Genomic DNA, 17,224 nt, shown 5'->3' on the forward strand with positions numbered 1-17,224 from the left:
GGTTTTTGGCTGGCATTTTTGTAAAAATTGACTAAACTTAATTTTTATTATACCCTATTTAAAGGTACAACAGCTTAGCTTTTAATGAGATGTCTAATTTTGGAATGATTTAACCGCAGAGACCGCAGAGGACACAGAGGAAGAGAAGAGAGAGATGAATAATTCCGATACCAACGGATTTGATATTACTCATTAATACGATTAAAGTGCAATTTTTGTCTATTCAACCTGCGAGGCAGCCTAATACTCACCAGGTTTTGGTGTCAGTTGGTACGGATACACACAAATTTATTTTTACAACAGAAGTCAATCAAGTGGGAGAACATTTACTTCAGACTACTCGCGGCGATTCCCTACGGGATAGCTGCGCTTCACGCACTTTTTCAGAAGTTTTCCGATTTAATGAGCGAGTAGCGATGAATGTTACAAATCTCGTGGTTAAATGCTACAATCATGAAACTATAAATCTTCCCGCAGATGTTGGCATTTTTGTCACTCCAGAAACAGCTTTATCGAAGCAAAAGCCATTTGAAAATAGCGGTTTAGCAGACACTGACTCGCAAGAATCCAAAGCAGTCGATCGAGAAACCCGTCAAAAAGCGATCGCTATTGTTGAGAAGTTACCGGAAGCTGTGCTTGATGAAGCCGTTAAGTTTCTCGAATCTTTGTATGTTAAGGGCGAGCCCGTCGAGTAGCGATCGTACTTTTTGTTGTGAGAAATTCAGCCACGTTTCGCGCCGTGTAAATATACAGCCAACCGCCAACTAATTACTCGATCGCACAGTCAAAACTTGCGGCGGCGTCGCATCCGGCGGATACAAGAAATCCACCTGCACCAAACGGCGTTCCCCCGGCTTCATATTCACATTCACCAAAGGTTCCCCCTGCTGTCCCCTGCGCTGCACGATGTGAATGTAGCGCGTCAAAGTCTTGCCCGTATCATCCTTAAACATCACCCGCACCGTACCTCGGAAAAATATCCGATTTTCGGGAGGATCGTAAAACATCAATCCCCCCGATTCTGTATTTGCTTTAATCGGTGTTTGCATTTTAATGCTAACAGATTGGGATTCACGAGATTTGTTGTAAAGCGGAAAAGTTAAGTTGTATTGAATGCCGTAATTACCGTGAGCAGAATAAGCAGTATCGGGATAGCGAGCTAACATTTTAGCGCTTTGAACTTGACCTGTGCCAAAAGTACCCGTATCCGTTGTACTCAAAGCATAGGAAAATGACTCGCCGCGCTTGGGAATAGTTAAATAATCGGTTCTCGAATTGTCCGTAATTTTAGCTTGCCACTGGGAACCTTCCGCTACTCCCGCCACGCGGCCATAAATTTTTTGCACCGGATTTTCGCCTTTCGGAGTTGGTGCTAAATCTCTGGGCCCCGCTAAACCTTTGGTATTTAAAATATTTTCCCACTCTTCTAATGTGGGATATTGCTCGACTCCTTCTTGAGTTGTGGGAGCAAACATCGCTAATGATGCTACATAAACCGCATTGCTGCTCGACATTCGCATTAAAGTCGATCGACCATTGGAAGAAGGCGTGACATTCCCCACAGGTATCGGCAAATTCATCAGCATTCGGCTCTCATTCGCCGGAATCTCGATCGCAGCGGGCAAAATGCCTTGTCTGAACCCCCGCAGCACATCGCTCGTGATGCGGCTTCCAGGCCCCGCAAACACAGTGCCGAATCGATTCTCTAAATACGACGGCAAATCGACAAACAAGGCATCCGGGCGAGTTAAATAAGTCGCTCCTTGCAAGACATTTAAAGTAACAGGTTCGGAGTTAGGATTGTGGACAATTATTCCTTGAAATAAGGTGCGAGTTTCGGCGCGATTTTTAGCTTTGGCGATGTGGTGGGCAAAGATGTCAAATCGGCCTTTGAAGGGAAAGTTTAAGTGTGCAGAAGGTACTTGTTTTCCTTCAGGCCCAAATGTGGAGAGCAAAATGCCTTCGGTTTGCACAACTTCGGGGCTGTTGCTGTTGAAAACCGGGATGCTGTCGAGTTGCCCCGGTAAAACGCGCACTTGCTGAGGCACCGTCAGGGTTTTCAGCAGGCTGCTGCTTGGCTGTGGCGGCAAATCCAGTTCGTTTTCGGGTACGGGGAGTTCTGGGTCGATGATCAGTTGTTGTTGGGCGGGAGGTGTGGGGATTGTTTGAGCTAGGGGGAAAATTGGCAAAAACATTGCTGAGAGCGCGTTTAACTGAACTTGCAGAAGATTGCCACATAGCAACCGACACAAAACCTTACCACAAGTTGGTTGATATTTTCTGGTGATGTTGGGATTTTAGGTCTATTTTTGCAGCAATTCGGGCATCGCAAATTTTTTGTTTTTCACGTTGACAAAATGTAGAGCACAAATAAGAGCCAGAAGCACTATAGCTGCGCTGGCTCTTATGAGTTGATACTAGAAGTTAACCTGAATTCACTAGAAATGCGACGAGCTTTTCTGCCGATGGATGGCCCGCACCCCTAAGAAAATTTAAGCAAGAGCTTTTTTTGCCTGCTTGCGGCGTGCTGCTACTAAACTTCCCAACCCCATCACCATACCTGCGATAGTCGTTGGTTCCGGCACTGGCTCAGCATCAGCGGAAACTCCGGCCATAACTTTGTCACTGCTACCAACACTAGACCCAGCTACCTGTTGGAAGCGAACCCCTGCCTTTAGCGTACCATTCTGGAATCCCGTCAAGAAAGCACTTTCTGCCTGAGCCGCACTCAGACTGCTGCCAGTTAGCAAAAAGCTAACCAAAGTTGACTGATTTTTATATAAGCCTCCATTAGCGTTTCCACCATTAAAGCTATTGCGCGGAGTGCTAATGCCATAGTCGAAACCGTTGTGCAAACCGTTAATATCAACGTTTTGCCAAAACGCTGTAAAAGTGCTGCCTGCGGTCGATTTAACTGATGCAGTAACGCCGCTCAATACGTCAAATGCCACGCCAACGAGAGAAGAGTCTGTTGCACCACCGGCTGTAGCCTGAGTGCCAGTGGTATTCTTGATGCCCAAATTCAGGAGCAAATCGGCTCCACTTTGGACAACGTTGAAGTCCAATGTTGCAGTAGCGCCGGTGCCAATGCCGTTGGTAGTACCGTACTCAGGAGCCACGGATAAACTGAATGCTTGGGCTTGTGTTGCAGTTAGTAATGAAGAAGCAATTGCTAAACCAGCGGTAGCTATACAGGCAGTTAGTGGTTGGGCGAAGTTGGTTTTCATAAGAGTAATACCTTTTTTATATCGTTGGGGGGATTGACTTTATTGATTTCTCTCAGTACCTGTTTACATCATCTATCATGTAAAGGTCTTTGTCTATACATTTTTGATACCTTTACCAAAACAATATTCTTCGAGGTTGATTCTTAAACCTTTCGTAAACTCGGTTGTATCGCAAACGCTAGGATGACGGTTGATGAGGGATTCCACCGCTAACTATCCGTTATTGCAACTTTCGGTATCATCGGCTGTCACCACGGGTAATTGCGTAATATTACTAAGCAATTAGTGTTTATTTATACATAAAATAAGGAATCGGTTTGTCGATCGCCTGATGTACGCGAAAGTAAAATATAGTTGCACAGTAAGTAAATATAGAATTAGTAACTCTTCCTGGGCGCAGATACAGGGTTTGAGCCACTAAAGTACGGCGTGGAGGGCCAAAAATTTTAGGCTGTTGTTCAATCTCGGAGATTCATCTGTGGAGTAAATCAAAAATCAAAAATCAAAAATCAAAAATCAAAAATCGACACAATCCCCGCGTCCCCTACAATTTGAGATTGCATCGGCTCGTCCACCAGTGACACAATAACGTTACTAACAGACAAATTTTCAATGACAATAATTTTAACCAACGATGACGGCATAGACGCTCCGGGGATTCAGGCACTTTTGCAGGCTGTCAGCGGCAAAACAATTATGGTGGCTCCGCAGGGGCAATTGTCGGGCTGCGGGCATCAAGTGACGGCTCACAGTCCGATTCATGTCGATCGGCGATCGGAATTTGAGTATGCTGTAGGGGGAACACCGGCCGATTGCGTGCGTATTGCTCTTCATCACGTTTGTGCGAAGCCGGATTTGGTGCTTTCGGGTATTAACGCGGGTGGCAATTTGGGGGTTGACGTGTATATTTCGGGTACGGTTGCGGCGGTGCGGGAAGCAGCCATGCACGGTATTCCGGGCATCGCAATTTCCCACCGGATTAAAAGACCGCTCGAAATTGACTGGGATGTCGCTACTCGCTGGACATCGCGGGTGTTGGCGGATTTGCTGAACCGGGAACCAAAGTCTGGGTGTTTCTGGAATGTGAATTTGCCGCATTTAGCGCCGGGAAGTGCGGAACCGGAAATTGTGTTTTGCCAGCCTTCGACGCAGCCGCTGCCAGTGGTTTACCGGATGGAGGGAGAATACTTTTATTATGCGGGAGAATATGGATCGCGCGATCGGGCGGCGGGGACTGATGTTGACGTGTGTTTTGAGGGTAATATTGCGGTGACTGAGATATCGCTGTGATATATTTGGGTGATCGAACTATATTTTTTTTCAACCAAGTCTAAATAAATGGTCTTAAATTCGATCGGCGACAGAATGTTTCATATTCATGGCTAAAAACAGATTTCATTATACTTGGGGTTTAGCACTGCATATTCCCTATATATAATAAACCTGTTTTCTGATAATCCCAAAATAGGATATTTAAATCTGTTAAAAATCGATAGTATTGACAATTGAACCAAATTAATCGCACTCCCAAGAGTGGCAGCTATCTTTACTTGCGGCCGTCCGTGCTACCATAATTTTTTTTATCATCCTTCGGCTTAGCAACACCATCAGGTTGTTTCTTGGGCTTTTTGACTTCTTTATTACTTTTTCTTTCTTTTGACATGATTCTTCCTCACTTTTGACTCAGCATAACATAGATTGACACATTTGCCTAACTGCCAGTAGAGGGGGTGATCCTATACAGATATTACTCGCTGTTAGTTTTTTACAATCTGCAGTATATTATCCGCTAGGTTTTGAAGGAATACCCTCTACCGTTAGGCATATCGATAAATCCCTCAGAAGTACAATGTCTGAAATTACTTTTAACCCCGATCGACTCAAGGAAATATTGAAAAGCGCGATCGTCTAACTACTACGAGACAACCGAGAAAAATTCTCGCTGATTAAGCTGTTGTTCCACATCTAATTTTCATGAAAAATGACAGTAGATAAAATATGGAGCTATGACCCGGCCAGCCTTCGCGACACCTGACGCAAACACAACCAACAAAATTTGCATTGCAGTCTCCGTTTAAAAAAGCTGTTAGTCACAGTGGACAACAAGAATATTGATTTTAACTATTGATTAACACTTTGGACAGTGTTTGATGGCTTACCTACTAAGAATAACGGTTTCACGGATCTCAGTACGATCGCCACGCTTGCCCAAGCACACTAGAGACCCACCATAAATCAAGGGTTTCAGACTATGACCCCAAAAAGGTCGGGACTCTGGAAAAAGCATAAAGTATAGCAATCCTCGCATCATTTGTGAATTTCTTACTCCCGATCGAGCGGGTTCGGGGAGGGTTGGGGTGAGGTAAAAATTTACGACTCCTGCAAGGATTGCTATATATGTATAAATATAAAGTTAATTATCAGCTTTCTTAAAAGTGCGATCCAGACCGCTCCCTTTGAGATAAAATACTTATAAAGACTGTTTATTTCTAGATAAATTTCTGCTATTAGGAATGTGACCCGTATGGAAGTAACCGAGCTGCTCAAAGAGTACGAAAATGGAAACAGAGACTTTGCTGACGCAAACCTCAGCGGAGCAAACCTCAGCGGAGCTATGTTGGTTGGCGTAAACCTTTCGAGGGCTAACCTGGCGGGAGCTAACCTGAGTCGGGCGCATCTGACCAAAGCAGAACTTAACGACGCAAACCTTTACAGGGCAAATCTGAGTTTTGCCAAAATGGGCCAAGCCAGACTAGCGGACGCAGAGCTTACCAAAGCCAATCTCAGCGGAGCTTTCCTCGTCAAAGCAAAACTGCCCAGGGCAAAGTTGAGTGGCGCCCAACTCATCGGTAGCAACCTGCGGAGCGCCATCCTCTGGAACGCCAATTTGTGTACAGCCGACCTGCAATTCATCAACCTGCGGGGCGCTAACCTGACCGGAGCCAACCTCAACTGGGCAAATTGCGGAGGGGCCAAACTCAGCGGTGCAAAGCTTTTTGGCGCTCAACTAACAGGCATCTATCTCAGGAAAGCTTACATCAATGGCATCGACCTGAGCAGGACGGATCTCAATGGCGTCAACCTGAGCGAAGCCAAACTAAACGGGGTAAACCTGGAAGGCTCAAACTTGTTAGCTGCCAATCTCAGCGGGGCTCAGTTGCGGGGCGTCAAGTTGATGGGAGCAGATTTAACCAGGGCAAATTTGGTGGGAGTTTCTTTGGTGCAGGCAAACCTCGATTGGGCTAGGCTGTGCTATGCAGACTTGAGCGAAGCCGACTTGAGCGGGGCAACATTCACGGGAACCAACTTTGAGGGTACTCAGTTAGCCGGATCAACAATTCCCCCATCTTTGAGCAATGATGTCTACTTAACTGCCGCACGTGGTGTCGCAGCTTAGGCAACGCCAAAAATTAATTTCGCATTCGAGTGGACGACTCTCGCATTGGTTTAACTTTGGATGCAGACATCATTACTTTTGTCAGAGTGCTGCACCGGCAACAAATTTACCGATATTTGCGAGAGTTTGTAGCATCACAATTGAGCTCACCCGATTAATTTCGCGACTCGCAAAGCAGAGGTAATAGCTCCTTCGTGCAAACCATTCCCCAAATAAGCTCCCGCATGATAAGTGTTGTTCTCGCCATTAGTCTCGATAACTTCATCTCGATATCGAAAAGACTCGACAGTGTACAGTGGCGTGTGATGTTTCTGAATGTGAATAATTTGCTTTTGGGCGATCGACTCCTGCAGTTGAAAAGCTAAACTGTACTCTCGCGCCGATGAGATGCCGCAAAGCTGATTCAAGCTAGCATTATATCCCCATCCCTTCTCCGTCTCGAAAAAATCAAATTCTGATAACTTACGGATACCGTAGCGATCGTACATCGATGTATCCGAATGCAGTACAGTGGTGCCATAATTGGCTTTCCACGCCGAAAACCGCTTCGTTTCCGCCTCCGTCGGATCAGACAATAGCCTCATAACTTGATCTGGTGGCATCGCAAAAACCACCTTATCAAATTCCTGGATTTCCCCATCAGAAAGCACAATTTTTACAGCATCCGCACTTCTAAAAATATTGGAAATCTCCACCTTTAGCCGTATATCGCCCGTAAATCGCTCCAAAATCTTTTCAATGTAAGAATACACCCCACCTTTAATCCTCACCCAGTTGACCGAGGCATATTCGCGCAAAACAGGCATCGCTAATTCGGCCGGAAAATTGTCGAGCAATTCAAACGGTATCGAGTAGCTGTACATCGTCAGCAACTTCAGCCAATAATTGCGGACGCACGAGCTTTTCAAAGACTCAGAAAGTGGCACATCGTAGAAATCGTGCTGTTTAGCAAACCGCATTTTTAAAATAAATCCAGCCGAACGAGCGTAGAGACTATCAAGTCGCAAATACTCGATCATGCGTTGGATTCCGGTGAAATTCTTTCGGATAGAGACCGCAGACAAAAAGTGGGTGCCATCTTTAAGAAACAGCGCTGAACCAATCTGCACGGGTTCTAATTCAACGCCGAGTTCCTGCATGAAAGCCACGAAATTGTAAAACACAGTCGGAAATTCCAGTACCCCATTTTCTAATATTTCATTGCAGTCAGATTGATTGGGTACAACATTTTTGTTCAGCGTCCGAATGTGTCCGCCTAAAATCGGCTGCTTTTCCAATACGGTGACGTGATGTCCCTGTTTATCGAGCCAGTAGGCTGCTGCCATACCGCTCGCTCCGCCCCCAACGATTGCAATTCTCATAGTTCACTCCTAGATTGATAGAAGGAAGTTCGGCAACGGATTCTGTAACGGATTTAACGGATGTCAGGAAGAAGGAAGTTCGGCAACGAGCAATGTACGGGATGTAACGGATGTAACGGATGTCGGGAAGATGGAAGATGGAAGATGGAAGAAGAAGAAATTCTCGTTCCCAGGTTCTACCTGGAAACGCATTTGAGTCTGGCTGTGCCTCGTCATTTTTAAGAGGAGGCACAGCCTCCAGAAATTCATTTCTTGGCAGAGCCAAGGAACGAGATAAACGAGATAACTAGAGCAGAAACGAGAGATTTTTAAGAGGAGGCAGAGCAAGAGTGAAATTCATTCCTTGGCCAAGCCAAGAAACGAGAGAAACAGGAAAATAACCAATTGCCAATTTTCCTTAGCCTAAAATCGCATCGCCGGATAAACGTTGATAAAGCAGCGCCCCCGTCCAAAATGTCGGCGCAAAGCCTGGATAGCCCGAAGAGGCGTTGCAGAAATAGAAATTGTTGAGGGATGTTTCGTGATTTAGTCGATCGACTCCCATGTTGCGCGGCGTCAGGCTGGAACCGTAGGAATTACCGTTAGGACACCAACAGAAGCGCTCGTTAGTCGTCGGACTTCCGGTAATATGAAACACCATGTGTTTGCGGAAATTCGGAACATAGTGTGTTTCAACCACATCTAAAATCGAGTCCAGAATCTCTTGCTTCTTCTGTCTGTAAGCTTTGCGATCGCTCTCCCAAAGCTGTTTAAAATAGCTGTAATTAGCCACAGTCAGAAATTCGACAATTTGACAATCTTCTGGACAATCCCGCCGCGCTTCCGTCAGTAAAGTTGGCGTTGTAATGGCAAAACTAGGACGAGAAAAATCATTTTGGTCATACATTTGAGCAAAAGCTTCATTTAGATCCAAGTGTTCCGAATGAAACGTATTCCACTTGCCAAATCCATAGTCTCGGAGATCAATATCTTTGACAACGCAGTACACCATGTAGTTAGATGCAGAATACTCATAGTTAAGTTTCCGCCGCACTTTTTTAGAGAACAGTTCCTCTCCAATCATCTTGGCCGCTCTTTTCGGGTCAAGGTTGCAAATCACCGTGTCGCCCGTGAATTCATGGGTTTGATGGCTGGTCAAATCCATCGCTTCAACTCCAGTTACTGTTCTGTTTGTCACCCTAAAATTAGTGACTTCATGGTTTAATAGAACTTTCCCCCCGTTGGATTCAATGACTTTAACTAAAGAATTGATGACATCTTCAAAATGCTGCGTTGGGTAAAATGCACCTTCTTGATAGCCTCTAAACAAGGCAATCCAAGCATAGAAAGAAAGCTGATTTGGAGGTAGCAAAAAATCCGGCCATTGCAGGGCTAATAGGGTTTGGGCGGCTTGCGGGAGTTGGAACTTGTCGAAAACGTCCTGAAGTGTACTATTGAGGTGTTGGACGGCACAGAATACGTCACCGAAATTTTTGAGCAATTCAATTGGTTTGACGGGAGGAGCGAGTTTTCTTAGTCCTTCGCCGGTTTTCTCGACTTCGTTGACGAATTGGCGAATTCTCTCGCCCGCTTCGGGAAACAGCGCGGACAATCGCCGGATCAGTTCCTCTGGTTCCGAGGGGATATCCAGCGCATACCCAGGCATTCTCATGTGGTCGTAGCCATTCGGATCGTACCGCTCAAAGGTGACATCTCGAGCGAGACCGAGTTTTTTGAGAACTCGATTGACTGTATGTCCTTCGCCGCAGTCCCAAACGTAGTGGAATTGGGCATTAAACGTGTATTTTTTGGCCATCGTAAAGGTGTGACCAAAGCCTCCGGGATGCTCGTGAGCTTCGAGGATATGTACGGTTTTGCCGGAGTTTGCCATCAAAGCTCCGAAAACCAGTGCTGATAAACCACTGCCGACGATGAGGTAATCTGTTTTCATGGGAAATTTCCTCGATCGATTGAATCGGGCGATCGTTGTTTATTTAAAGTAACTCTCAATTCTGAGAAAATTGTGAAGAGGGCTTACCACGCTATTTGTGGGGTACGCACTGCACACCTTACGCCTTTTTGGGCTAGAAGCCCAACCCCTACTCCCCACAACAGTGTGAAGCATCTAAATTTAACAGTCAAGTTTCAGCGAATTCTTGTGGGGTGGGCGTCCCGCCCGCCCAAAAAATACAATTTAGGTGGGCTTACTTACAGCTTATTGGTGCGATAGCTTATTGGTGCGGCACAATTACATCAAAAAAAGCATCTTCCAAATCATAACCAAACATCTGCGACATCGCCATCAACTTCGATTTACTGGGAATTCCCTGCTGATTCAACCAATCAGTCAACACAAAAATTTTGTTCATCAAAAACATTTCCAAAGCTTCAGGATTGTACTGAATACCTTGGGTGCGGTGGAACTGGTGCGGTACCAACATCGCCGCATAGCGTGCCAATTCTCCCGCTTTCCAATCCAGCAAAAATGGCAGCCAAGGATAACAAGCATCCAAGCGAATAAACCACAGCCGCACTTCGGGAATTTCTGAAATTTCTCGCGGATCTAACTCTTCGCGCGGATACTCAATTTCAAATTGTAGCTGTTGTTCGTTTTGGGCGATCGCTCCTTCGGCCAGCCACTTTTCAATCACAGTCCGCACCGGAGACAAATCTAAACTGTTTATGCGATCGGCATTGATCGATATCATAATACTCATAAAATGTCAACTGATTTTATATTTTAGATTGCTTCCACCGATGGATGCGGGGGCAAGAGACCCAATTGCTTGATTGTCAACTGGATAGCATTTAGCGATCGTACCATCAGCCATTAACATTGTATAGCAGAATGAATAAGGAATAAGGCAAATGCAATAAAAGCAATTTTTTTAGCTTTTACCTATGATAATAAGGGTTCTCTCAAAGGTCGTCTTACACCACCACAATAATAAAAATGCGCCTACTAAAATCCGGTGAATCAGCATTGATTAAAGCTATACTTATGACCAACTATAAACTTGCTGAAGTAAGAGTACCAACACTAAACACGGCGCTTGTTGAGGACATGGACGATGGTGAGATGGGTAGCCTCCGCTTCAAATCCTGCGCTGCTGATTCAGGCAGAAGGCTTGGCAGAACAGCCGCTGAAGCTGAATTTTTAGATGAGGATGGAGTTCCTGTATCTCTGGAATTGAATTTAGATGAGCATAGTCAACTTTTTGAGCTTGATGTTTGGAAATTTGATTATTCTCCTGTGTCTAGATTGCCAGACCTGGGACAAGTTGTGATTAAAGGAAGAATCTAATAAAGGCGATCGCACTTTCGATGGTGTTGCAAATTTTTGAGATTCTTCGCTTCATTCAGAATGACATAATATAGGTTTTTAAGGCTTCCAGGAATAAATTAGCGCTCGCCATCGCTAATAACTAATGACTATTTCTCGACTTGATGAGCCTTAATTTCTAACTTCTTTCGTTGTCGCTCCACAAACTCCGCTAGAGTTTTTTTCCTAATTTCTATTTCCTGAAAATCCACCACAAAACTAGCTGTTTTTAGTTCAACTGCTAAGGATTCAGTAATATCGATAATTTCCACCCAGCTAGCACATTGATAATCTGACTCTTCATATTGTTTAATTCGGTTTTCTTCAAGCCCCAACCTATCTGCAAGTTCCTTTTGACTGATTTTGGCAGCAATTCGAGCTTTAATTAAGACTCTTGGCAGCTCTAAAATCGATTCTACTTCAATTTTGAGGTTTTGGCTGCGATCGGACCCTACCAATCTTTCATACTCAGCTATTTCTGGATAGAAAGCATCCAGGTGACTTTGGATCGATTCACGCATCACTGACCACCAAGGATCGTTCTTTTTTACCTCTTCATCTTGTGCGTCATATTGGGCTAGCGTATATTCACATCTTTTCAGTAACTCTTGCGTGTATTCATATTGATTTTCATTTCTAATCATGGCGACCACCTGACTAAATCTATAGCAATAATTCCTTTTGGATTTCGCTCTCTGTCCCGCTGAAATAGTTCATAGGAAATTAGATCGTAACTACCGACTGGTTGGTCGGATGGAAATATTTCACCGCGAGAAAAAGCTTTTTGAGCAGCTCGGTTTGCATAATTTCTCAGTCGAGGAGCCTGAGTTTTCAGATAATTCCTATCTACCTCCTCTCTATCCCAACAAGCATCAAAGTTTTGAGGAGCTACTTTGCTAGTAACAAAGCTACCATTGATGTAAATTGTCCTGCATCCGGCAGCTTTTAGTTGCTCCATTGCCATTTGCAATCCATCTATCATGTGAATGCGACGCGGTGTTGTTCCAAATCGCTCTTTGAACTCTTCCCATTCTGCCCAATGCACCCTTGGTGGCAAGTTACCATGCTCATCAAATTCTGGAGTGATACCCTCACGCCTTTACACCTTAACATAATTTCATTGTCAGTTTTGAATGATTGTGGATTTCCTCAGCATACGTTAATCCTTGGGGTAAATAACCAGGATTTAGTATTATACCTAGAATATGCTGTAACTAATTACCCATTTTTCCCAAACTTGCTATCTTGCAAAGAATTACCAATCCCCTGGATAACTCCCCGCCCGATCAAACCAATTCCCCGCCCTATTACCTGAGTCAAAACGTAAACAACAGCAGCACCCAATAGCGAAATAACCGCGCGAACTCTAGGTGCGATCGCATCCCTGGTTTCCAGAACCAAAGTCAAGGCTAACTGCCACCCCGAAAGCTGTGCTAACTCCAGATTTCTCGGAGCATAAATAGAAATTTTCTTAATTCCAGAATCACCCAAAACAAACAGCCAAAACCTGCTTTCAAAAATAGCTTTCGGCTCCACAAAATATCTATCCCAGCTATATCTCCACGACAAATCATTGCGAAATCTCTCAATTTCTCGCGTCGAAATCAACTTACCATCGTAAAAAATTTGCTTGATTTCTTCAATATTTGCCAAATTATTTAGTAGAGGCTGTACCACTCCGCTAGCAACTTGAATTGCCAAATTTTCCAACAAAGCTTCAGCTCGCTGCATTGCTTCCGGGCTGCCAGCAACACAAGAAATATTGTCAACTGTTAGAGGAATTTCAAATAGCAAATGTGCAAAAAACTCAACTGTCATCGGTATTTTGTCAAGGATTTCTGCTGCAACTACATCAGCATCGGCCAGCAGCATCGGCACAACTTCTACGCCACTGCCTGCCAAGAGATAAGCAGGGCTCCCCCCTTGACTTTCTCCCAGTTTCAAGCTTGTTTGACTGCCATCAAAACTCGGCTTTTCTTCCGTTTGCAGTGTATAGTATCTGCCAAAAAAATCTATGATTGTCGCCTGCCACAAATCCCGTAAAATAGCAGGCATTTTTTGCGACAATTGAGTTTCCTGCACTTGCGAAAAGCGCAATTCCTCCAGCAAATCCTTGAACTTCCGCAGGATGGAACTCATCAATTCAAGCTTTTTGGGCGATCGCAAAATATCGATTTCCAAAGGCAACCCAGTCAAATTCACCAAATCAAACTGCAATTTAGCCACCACCGAGTCAAACAAGCTATTTTGCCAATTAGTTGCCACGGCCAAAGATTCAGCCAAAACTTGGGAATTTGCTAATTGCGATTGAGAATTATTTAACAAATTCTCGCCTTCTATCCTCTGCTTTATGCCTTCTGCCTTCTGCCTTCTGCCTTCTGCCTTCTCCCCTTTTCCTTCAAATAATAACTGACTGACAATCCAACGAGCTGCCAGCAATTCTCTGCGGCGCCCGCTGAGTACCACCCCATCTAAAATAGAGGGCAAATCTGTAGGCTCTGCGGCTCTGATCTCTTGCAAATCAGCTTGGACTACCGCCAAAGTTGCATCTATTTCCCGTAATCCAGAACGACAAAAATAAGCCAGCATTTTTTTGTGTACTGGCGTATCAACTGTCGAATTATCTGCATTTTTATCTGCAATTGCTGCGTAGTTTTCTACTGTTTGAACCACCGCTGCATTTAGTTCTATTTCCGAGTTAGCTCCCGTATCCGTCGCCCAATAAGTGAGACCAGAGGCCACAGCGCGAATAGCTTCGATTGTCAGAGAAATATCTCTACCTTTAGGACAATAGCCATTCGCGCCCGTCGCCTGTGACTCCGCCAACAGCTCCGCTGTCAGCGGCCCGCCTAGCAGCAACAGGGGCAGGTTGGGATACAAACTTTTGAGTTTGCGACAAAATGCCAGCGCCTCTGTTTGACCCGATCGCAAATTTAGGGTCTCAACAGCCAAAATTACCAAATCAGCGGGCTTCTTGGCTGCTCCAGAGTCGATCGAGCGAGCTTCTAGAACCCGCAAAGCCTCGGTTGCGGTTGAAACCTCTGCAACAACTTGCAAGTCTGGATACTGCTCGCAAGCAACTCGCAGCCCCAGGCGGAAAATGGGGTCGCCCTCGATCGTCAGCACTTGGAAATTACTCACTTGATTTTAGATTTGAGATTTTAGAGACCGAGCGCGCGAAAACCCAATTACTCCGGGAGCAAATTAGCATCAGGAGGCCCAGCCGATTCAGGAATCGAGGGCGGCGCCGGTTCCGGAGCCGGAGCCGGAGGAGCAGGTTCCGGAGCCGGAGCCGGGGCCTCTTCTCTCGCGGGCGGATAGTAAGGTTCCGGCTCCCTCGCGGGCGGATTGTAAGGTTCCGGTTCCGGCTCTCTAGCAGGCGGATAGTAAGGTTCCGGCTCTCTAGCAGGCGGATAGTAAGGTTCGGGAGCCGGGGCCTCTTGTCTAGCAGGCGGATAGTAAGGCTCTGGCTCTGGCGCGTACTCCTCCTGTCGCGGAGCTGGCGCGTACTCCTCCTGTCGCGGAGCTGGCGCGTACTCCTCCTGTCGCGGAGCTGGCGCGTACTCGCGAGCGGGTTCCGGCGCGTACTCGCGAGCGGGTTCCGGCGGCGGCGCACTGTTGGCTCTGAGTTCAGCACTCCAGCGCCCGATCGCACCTGCAGCCTCTGAATACAGCGCCCTACCGTAACCGATTTGGGAAGCCGTATCGATCGCCGCTCCTAGACTGCCTTGAGATGCCAATTCCGCAGCTCGATCGAGAATCGGTCGATCTTGAGCAACTTGCAGTTCGCTCACCCACTGATAGACATTATCCTGAGCTTTCGCGTACAAAGTCCTACCGCTCTTAATTGCCGAAGCTTTTTCAATAGCAGCACTAAGTTTTCCTTGCTTCGCCAGGGCGATAGCTTCATCCAAAAAAGGCTGATCTTGAATAACTTCTATGCGTTTCGTCCACTGAGCCAAGAGAGTTTGCGCCTCTATCCTGCGGGGGCGGTTTTGAGCGATCAGGAGTAGCTGAGCCATGCCGCCCTTGAGTCCTTCAACCGTTTGCGGTTCTGCCAACTGCTTCGCCAGAGTCAGAAAAGATTGGTCTTCGATCCGCTGAATTTCCCGACGCCAAGCAGCCACTAAAGTTTGAGCGTGAACCCGCCGTGGCTGCTTAATTCCGATGGTTTGCGCTTGCTCGATCGCGAGTCCAAACGTCCCTATCTGACCGACACTAGCGATCGTACTCGCCACTTGCAGTCGCAGCAAATCTTGAAACTGCACCTGCAAATTTTCAATTTGAACTTGAGCTTGCTTGTAAAGAGGGCGACCCGGAGCAATTTGGCTAGCAGCCCCCTGCCCTTCCAGCAAGCTAAAAATGTGTTGCGGCAGCGGTGTGGATATCGACTGGTTCCACGTCACTGCCTGAGCCCTACCCAACTGCATCAAATCTTGAGCTTCCGCAAACAGCGGCGAATCCTGCGGCACCACAGAAGCAGCCTCGATCGCCCCCGGCAGGTCTTTCGCCCCCAACCGCTTAGTAGCCATTGCCAGCAAAGTCCGACTCCAGCCCTCAATTTCCTTTTCCGCTTTAGCGCGGGCAAAAAGCTGCGAGTCTATTTTACGAGCCAGGACTATCGCCTCAGCGAACTTTTGCGGAGTTCCGTCCTGCGCCAAATCTCTAGCCTCTTGCAAGCGCTGCCAGCCGTTTCTTTCCAAAGAAATCTGCTGGATCAGCTCGTTGTACCGTTTCTGACTCCAGAAAACATTTTCCAGCTTGAACAGAGCTTGAGCATAATCCCAAGCCTTCCTTAAATCCTCACTTTTCAAAGCTGCTAGGGCTGTATCGTAGAGTTTTTGGCCCTCCTGCCAATTTTTTTCCCAAGCAGTAACAGCCTCCTGTACCTCTGGGTAAGACGGACTGGTTTTCGGAATTTTCGCCACAATCTCCAGAGCACCCTTCAAATCGCCCCTCTCAATTTTTTCCCTGGCAAATCCCAGAATGGCTTTCGACCATTCCCCTATCAAATGTTGACCCTGCGAGTATAGCGGATGTTCTTTCGGCCAAGCCTGCACCAGTGCCATTGCCGATTCTAGCTGTTCTAGCTTGCCCGACTTAGCAGCTTGTTGAGCGCAGTAAAGTCGCTCTCCATCCGCCGCCAGAGGCGACAGTTGCTGGCAATTGGGCGGCGGCGGCATCGTCAGTAACCACAGAAATGCAGCGGCACCGGTTACTCCAAATCCCACCAGGAGACTCAGCCAGATAAGCTGCCACTGCCAAAAAGTTCTTTTCCCCTCGGTCGGCCCGGCCGTTACTAAGGAACTCGCATCGCCTGTCGCCTCTGCACTGAACTGTGCCGTCGGTTTGAGGGATGGGTTGTATTGCGGTGGTGTGTGGAATTGGTCAGATTGTCGTCTCGCCATTACTTCAGCCTGTCCTGTAATGCGCACTCTTCACGTGACACTCCCACATCAAATCATAGATTGTGATGTCGGCTTCTGACTCCGGTTAAGGAGATCGAGAACTTCCTTCAAGGTACTCGCCATCTTTCCCTCTACGGCGTTTTATAGTGAGGTTCGTGTCCAGCCCCACTGGTTGCTTCCGAGTATTTTAGGCTCTCGAAGCACGTAAATCATACCAGTTATCACACAGTTATTGACAGATACCGGGGCCGTTTAGCAGAAAAAACAGTATAACGCCCCGTCAGTCTATCAATTTTAGATTTTAGATTTTAGAATTGACTCTGCACATGAATTGTGGGAGGGATTCAACTAAGCTCTCATATTAAATCCGGGTCAGAAATTCCCTTATCAGACTCAGCGGTTGAAACCAATCCTACACAAACTTTCCTCGACTCCAAGCCGATTAAAAAATAAAGGGGGTATTAAAGCCAGATTTGGTCTACACTTTTACCTGTAGGGGTAGGATTGATTTTTTCGGTTTAATCGTAAAT

Annotated in this window: 14 protein-coding genes; 5 read left to right on the plus strand and 9 right to left on the minus strand. The window is 46.2% G+C overall.

Translation table 11 applies throughout. The features are described from left to right. Nucleotides 1-215: 215 nt before the first annotated feature. Nucleotides 216-695: a hypothetical protein gene (locus tag QUA70_RS14365; protein ID WP_333326578.1), complete on the plus strand. Its 480-nt coding sequence runs from the start codon at nucleotides 216-218 to the stop codon at nucleotides 693-695. A gap of 69 nt (nucleotides 696-764) precedes the next feature. Here the strand turns inward: QUA70_RS14365 and QUA70_RS14370 are convergent, their stop codons facing one another. Both QUA70_RS14370 and QUA70_RS14375 read right to left on the minus strand, forming a co-directional pair. Beyond that, on the minus strand, nucleotides 765-2,195 hold the full coding sequence (locus QUA70_RS14370; RefSeq protein WP_333326576.1) for a DUF3370 domain-containing protein: 1,431 nt from the start codon (nucleotides 2,193-2,195) through the stop codon (nucleotides 765-767). Nucleotides 2,196-2,492: 297 nt separating this feature from the next. Continuing rightward, entirely contained in the window at nucleotides 2,493-3,227 is a 735-nt protein-coding gene (locus tag QUA70_RS14375; RefSeq protein WP_333326574.1) for a PEP-CTERM sorting domain-containing protein, read from the minus strand. Nucleotides 3,228-3,839: 612 nt separating this feature from the next. Here QUA70_RS14375 and surE point away from each other — a divergent pair. From surE to QUA70_RS14390, 3 genes are all read left to right on the plus strand, one after another. Further along, the gene (gene surE / locus QUA70_RS14380; protein ID WP_333162005.1) at nucleotides 3,840-4,517 is read left to right on the plus strand and encodes a 5'/3'-nucleotidase SurE; all 678 of its coding nucleotides are present in this window, start codon (nucleotides 3,840-3,842) and stop codon (nucleotides 4,515-4,517) included. Nucleotides 4,518-5,751: 1,234 nt separating this feature from the next. Continuing rightward, nucleotides 5,752-6,624 (plus strand): pentapeptide repeat-containing protein, encoded by an 873-nt coding sequence (locus tag QUA70_RS14385; RefSeq protein ID WP_333348025.1) that lies wholly within the window; start codon nucleotides 5,752-5,754, stop codon nucleotides 6,622-6,624. Between the two features lie 29 nt (nucleotides 6,625-6,653). Continuing rightward, complete coding sequence (locus QUA70_RS14390) at nucleotides 6,654-6,782, plus strand: hypothetical protein (RefSeq protein ID WP_333410465.1); 129 nt, start codon at nucleotides 6,654-6,656, stop codon at nucleotides 6,780-6,782. Here QUA70_RS14390 and QUA70_RS14395 read toward each other — a convergent pair. The 3 genes from QUA70_RS14395 to QUA70_RS14405 all read right to left on the minus strand — a co-directional run bounded on the left by QUA70_RS14395 (nucleotide 6,771) and on the right by QUA70_RS14405 (nucleotide 10,681). Continuing rightward, nucleotides 6,771-7,985 carry an FAD-dependent oxidoreductase gene (locus tag QUA70_RS14395; protein ID WP_333348023.1) on the minus strand — a complete coding sequence of 405 codons (1,215 nt, stop codon included), beginning with the start codon at nucleotides 7,983-7,985 and terminating at the stop codon, nucleotides 6,771-6,773. The two genes, QUA70_RS14390 and QUA70_RS14395, sit on opposite strands and share 12 nt — an antisense overlap. A 397-nt stretch (nucleotides 7,986-8,382) precedes the next feature. Further along, nucleotides 8,383-9,915: an NAD(P)/FAD-dependent oxidoreductase gene (locus QUA70_RS14400; RefSeq protein ID WP_333348020.1), complete on the minus strand. Its 1,533-nt coding sequence runs from the start codon at nucleotides 9,913-9,915 to the stop codon at nucleotides 8,383-8,385. Between the two features lie 280 nt (nucleotides 9,916-10,195). Continuing rightward, the gene (locus QUA70_RS14405; RefSeq protein WP_333326561.1) at nucleotides 10,196-10,681 is read right to left on the minus strand and encodes a CRR6 family NdhI maturation factor; all 486 of its coding nucleotides are present in this window, start codon (nucleotides 10,679-10,681) and stop codon (nucleotides 10,196-10,198) included. 236 nt (nucleotides 10,682-10,917) lie between these two features. Between QUA70_RS14405 and QUA70_RS14410 the strand changes: the two genes are divergently transcribed. Continuing rightward, complete coding sequence (locus QUA70_RS14410; protein WP_333326559.1) at nucleotides 10,918-11,268, plus strand: DUF6984 family protein; 351 nt, start codon at nucleotides 10,918-10,920, stop codon at nucleotides 11,266-11,268. Nucleotides 11,269-11,396: 128 nt separating this feature from the next. On the opposite strand, the gene QUA70_RS14415 is transcribed toward QUA70_RS14410, so the two are convergent. From QUA70_RS14415 to QUA70_RS14430, 4 genes are all read right to left on the minus strand, one after another. Then, entirely contained in the window at nucleotides 11,397-11,930 is a 534-nt protein-coding gene (locus QUA70_RS14415) for a helix-turn-helix transcriptional regulator (RefSeq protein WP_333326557.1), read from the minus strand. Next, a complete protein-coding gene (locus QUA70_RS14420; RefSeq protein ID WP_445251641.1) occupies nucleotides 11,927-12,373 on the minus strand; it encodes a DUF6932 family protein in 447 nt (148 codons plus the stop codon). Before QUA70_RS14420 ends, QUA70_RS14415 begins: the two co-directional genes overlap by 4 nt. A 131-nt stretch (nucleotides 12,374-12,504) precedes the next feature. After that, nucleotides 12,505-14,427 (minus strand): DUF3685 domain-containing protein, encoded by a 1,923-nt coding sequence (locus tag QUA70_RS14425; RefSeq protein ID WP_333348014.1) that lies wholly within the window; start codon nucleotides 14,425-14,427, stop codon nucleotides 12,505-12,507. 47 nt (nucleotides 14,428-14,474) lie between these two features. Then, entirely contained in the window at nucleotides 14,475-16,694 is a 2,220-nt protein-coding gene (locus QUA70_RS14430; RefSeq protein WP_333348011.1) for a hypothetical protein, read from the minus strand. Between the last annotated feature and the right edge of the window lie 530 nt (nucleotides 16,695-17,224).

The sequence above is a fragment of the Microcoleus sp. LAD1_D5 genome (assembly GCF_036702115.1).
In the GTDB taxonomy this organism is placed as follows: domain Bacteria; phylum Cyanobacteriota; class Cyanobacteriia; order Cyanobacteriales; family Microcoleaceae; genus Microcoleus.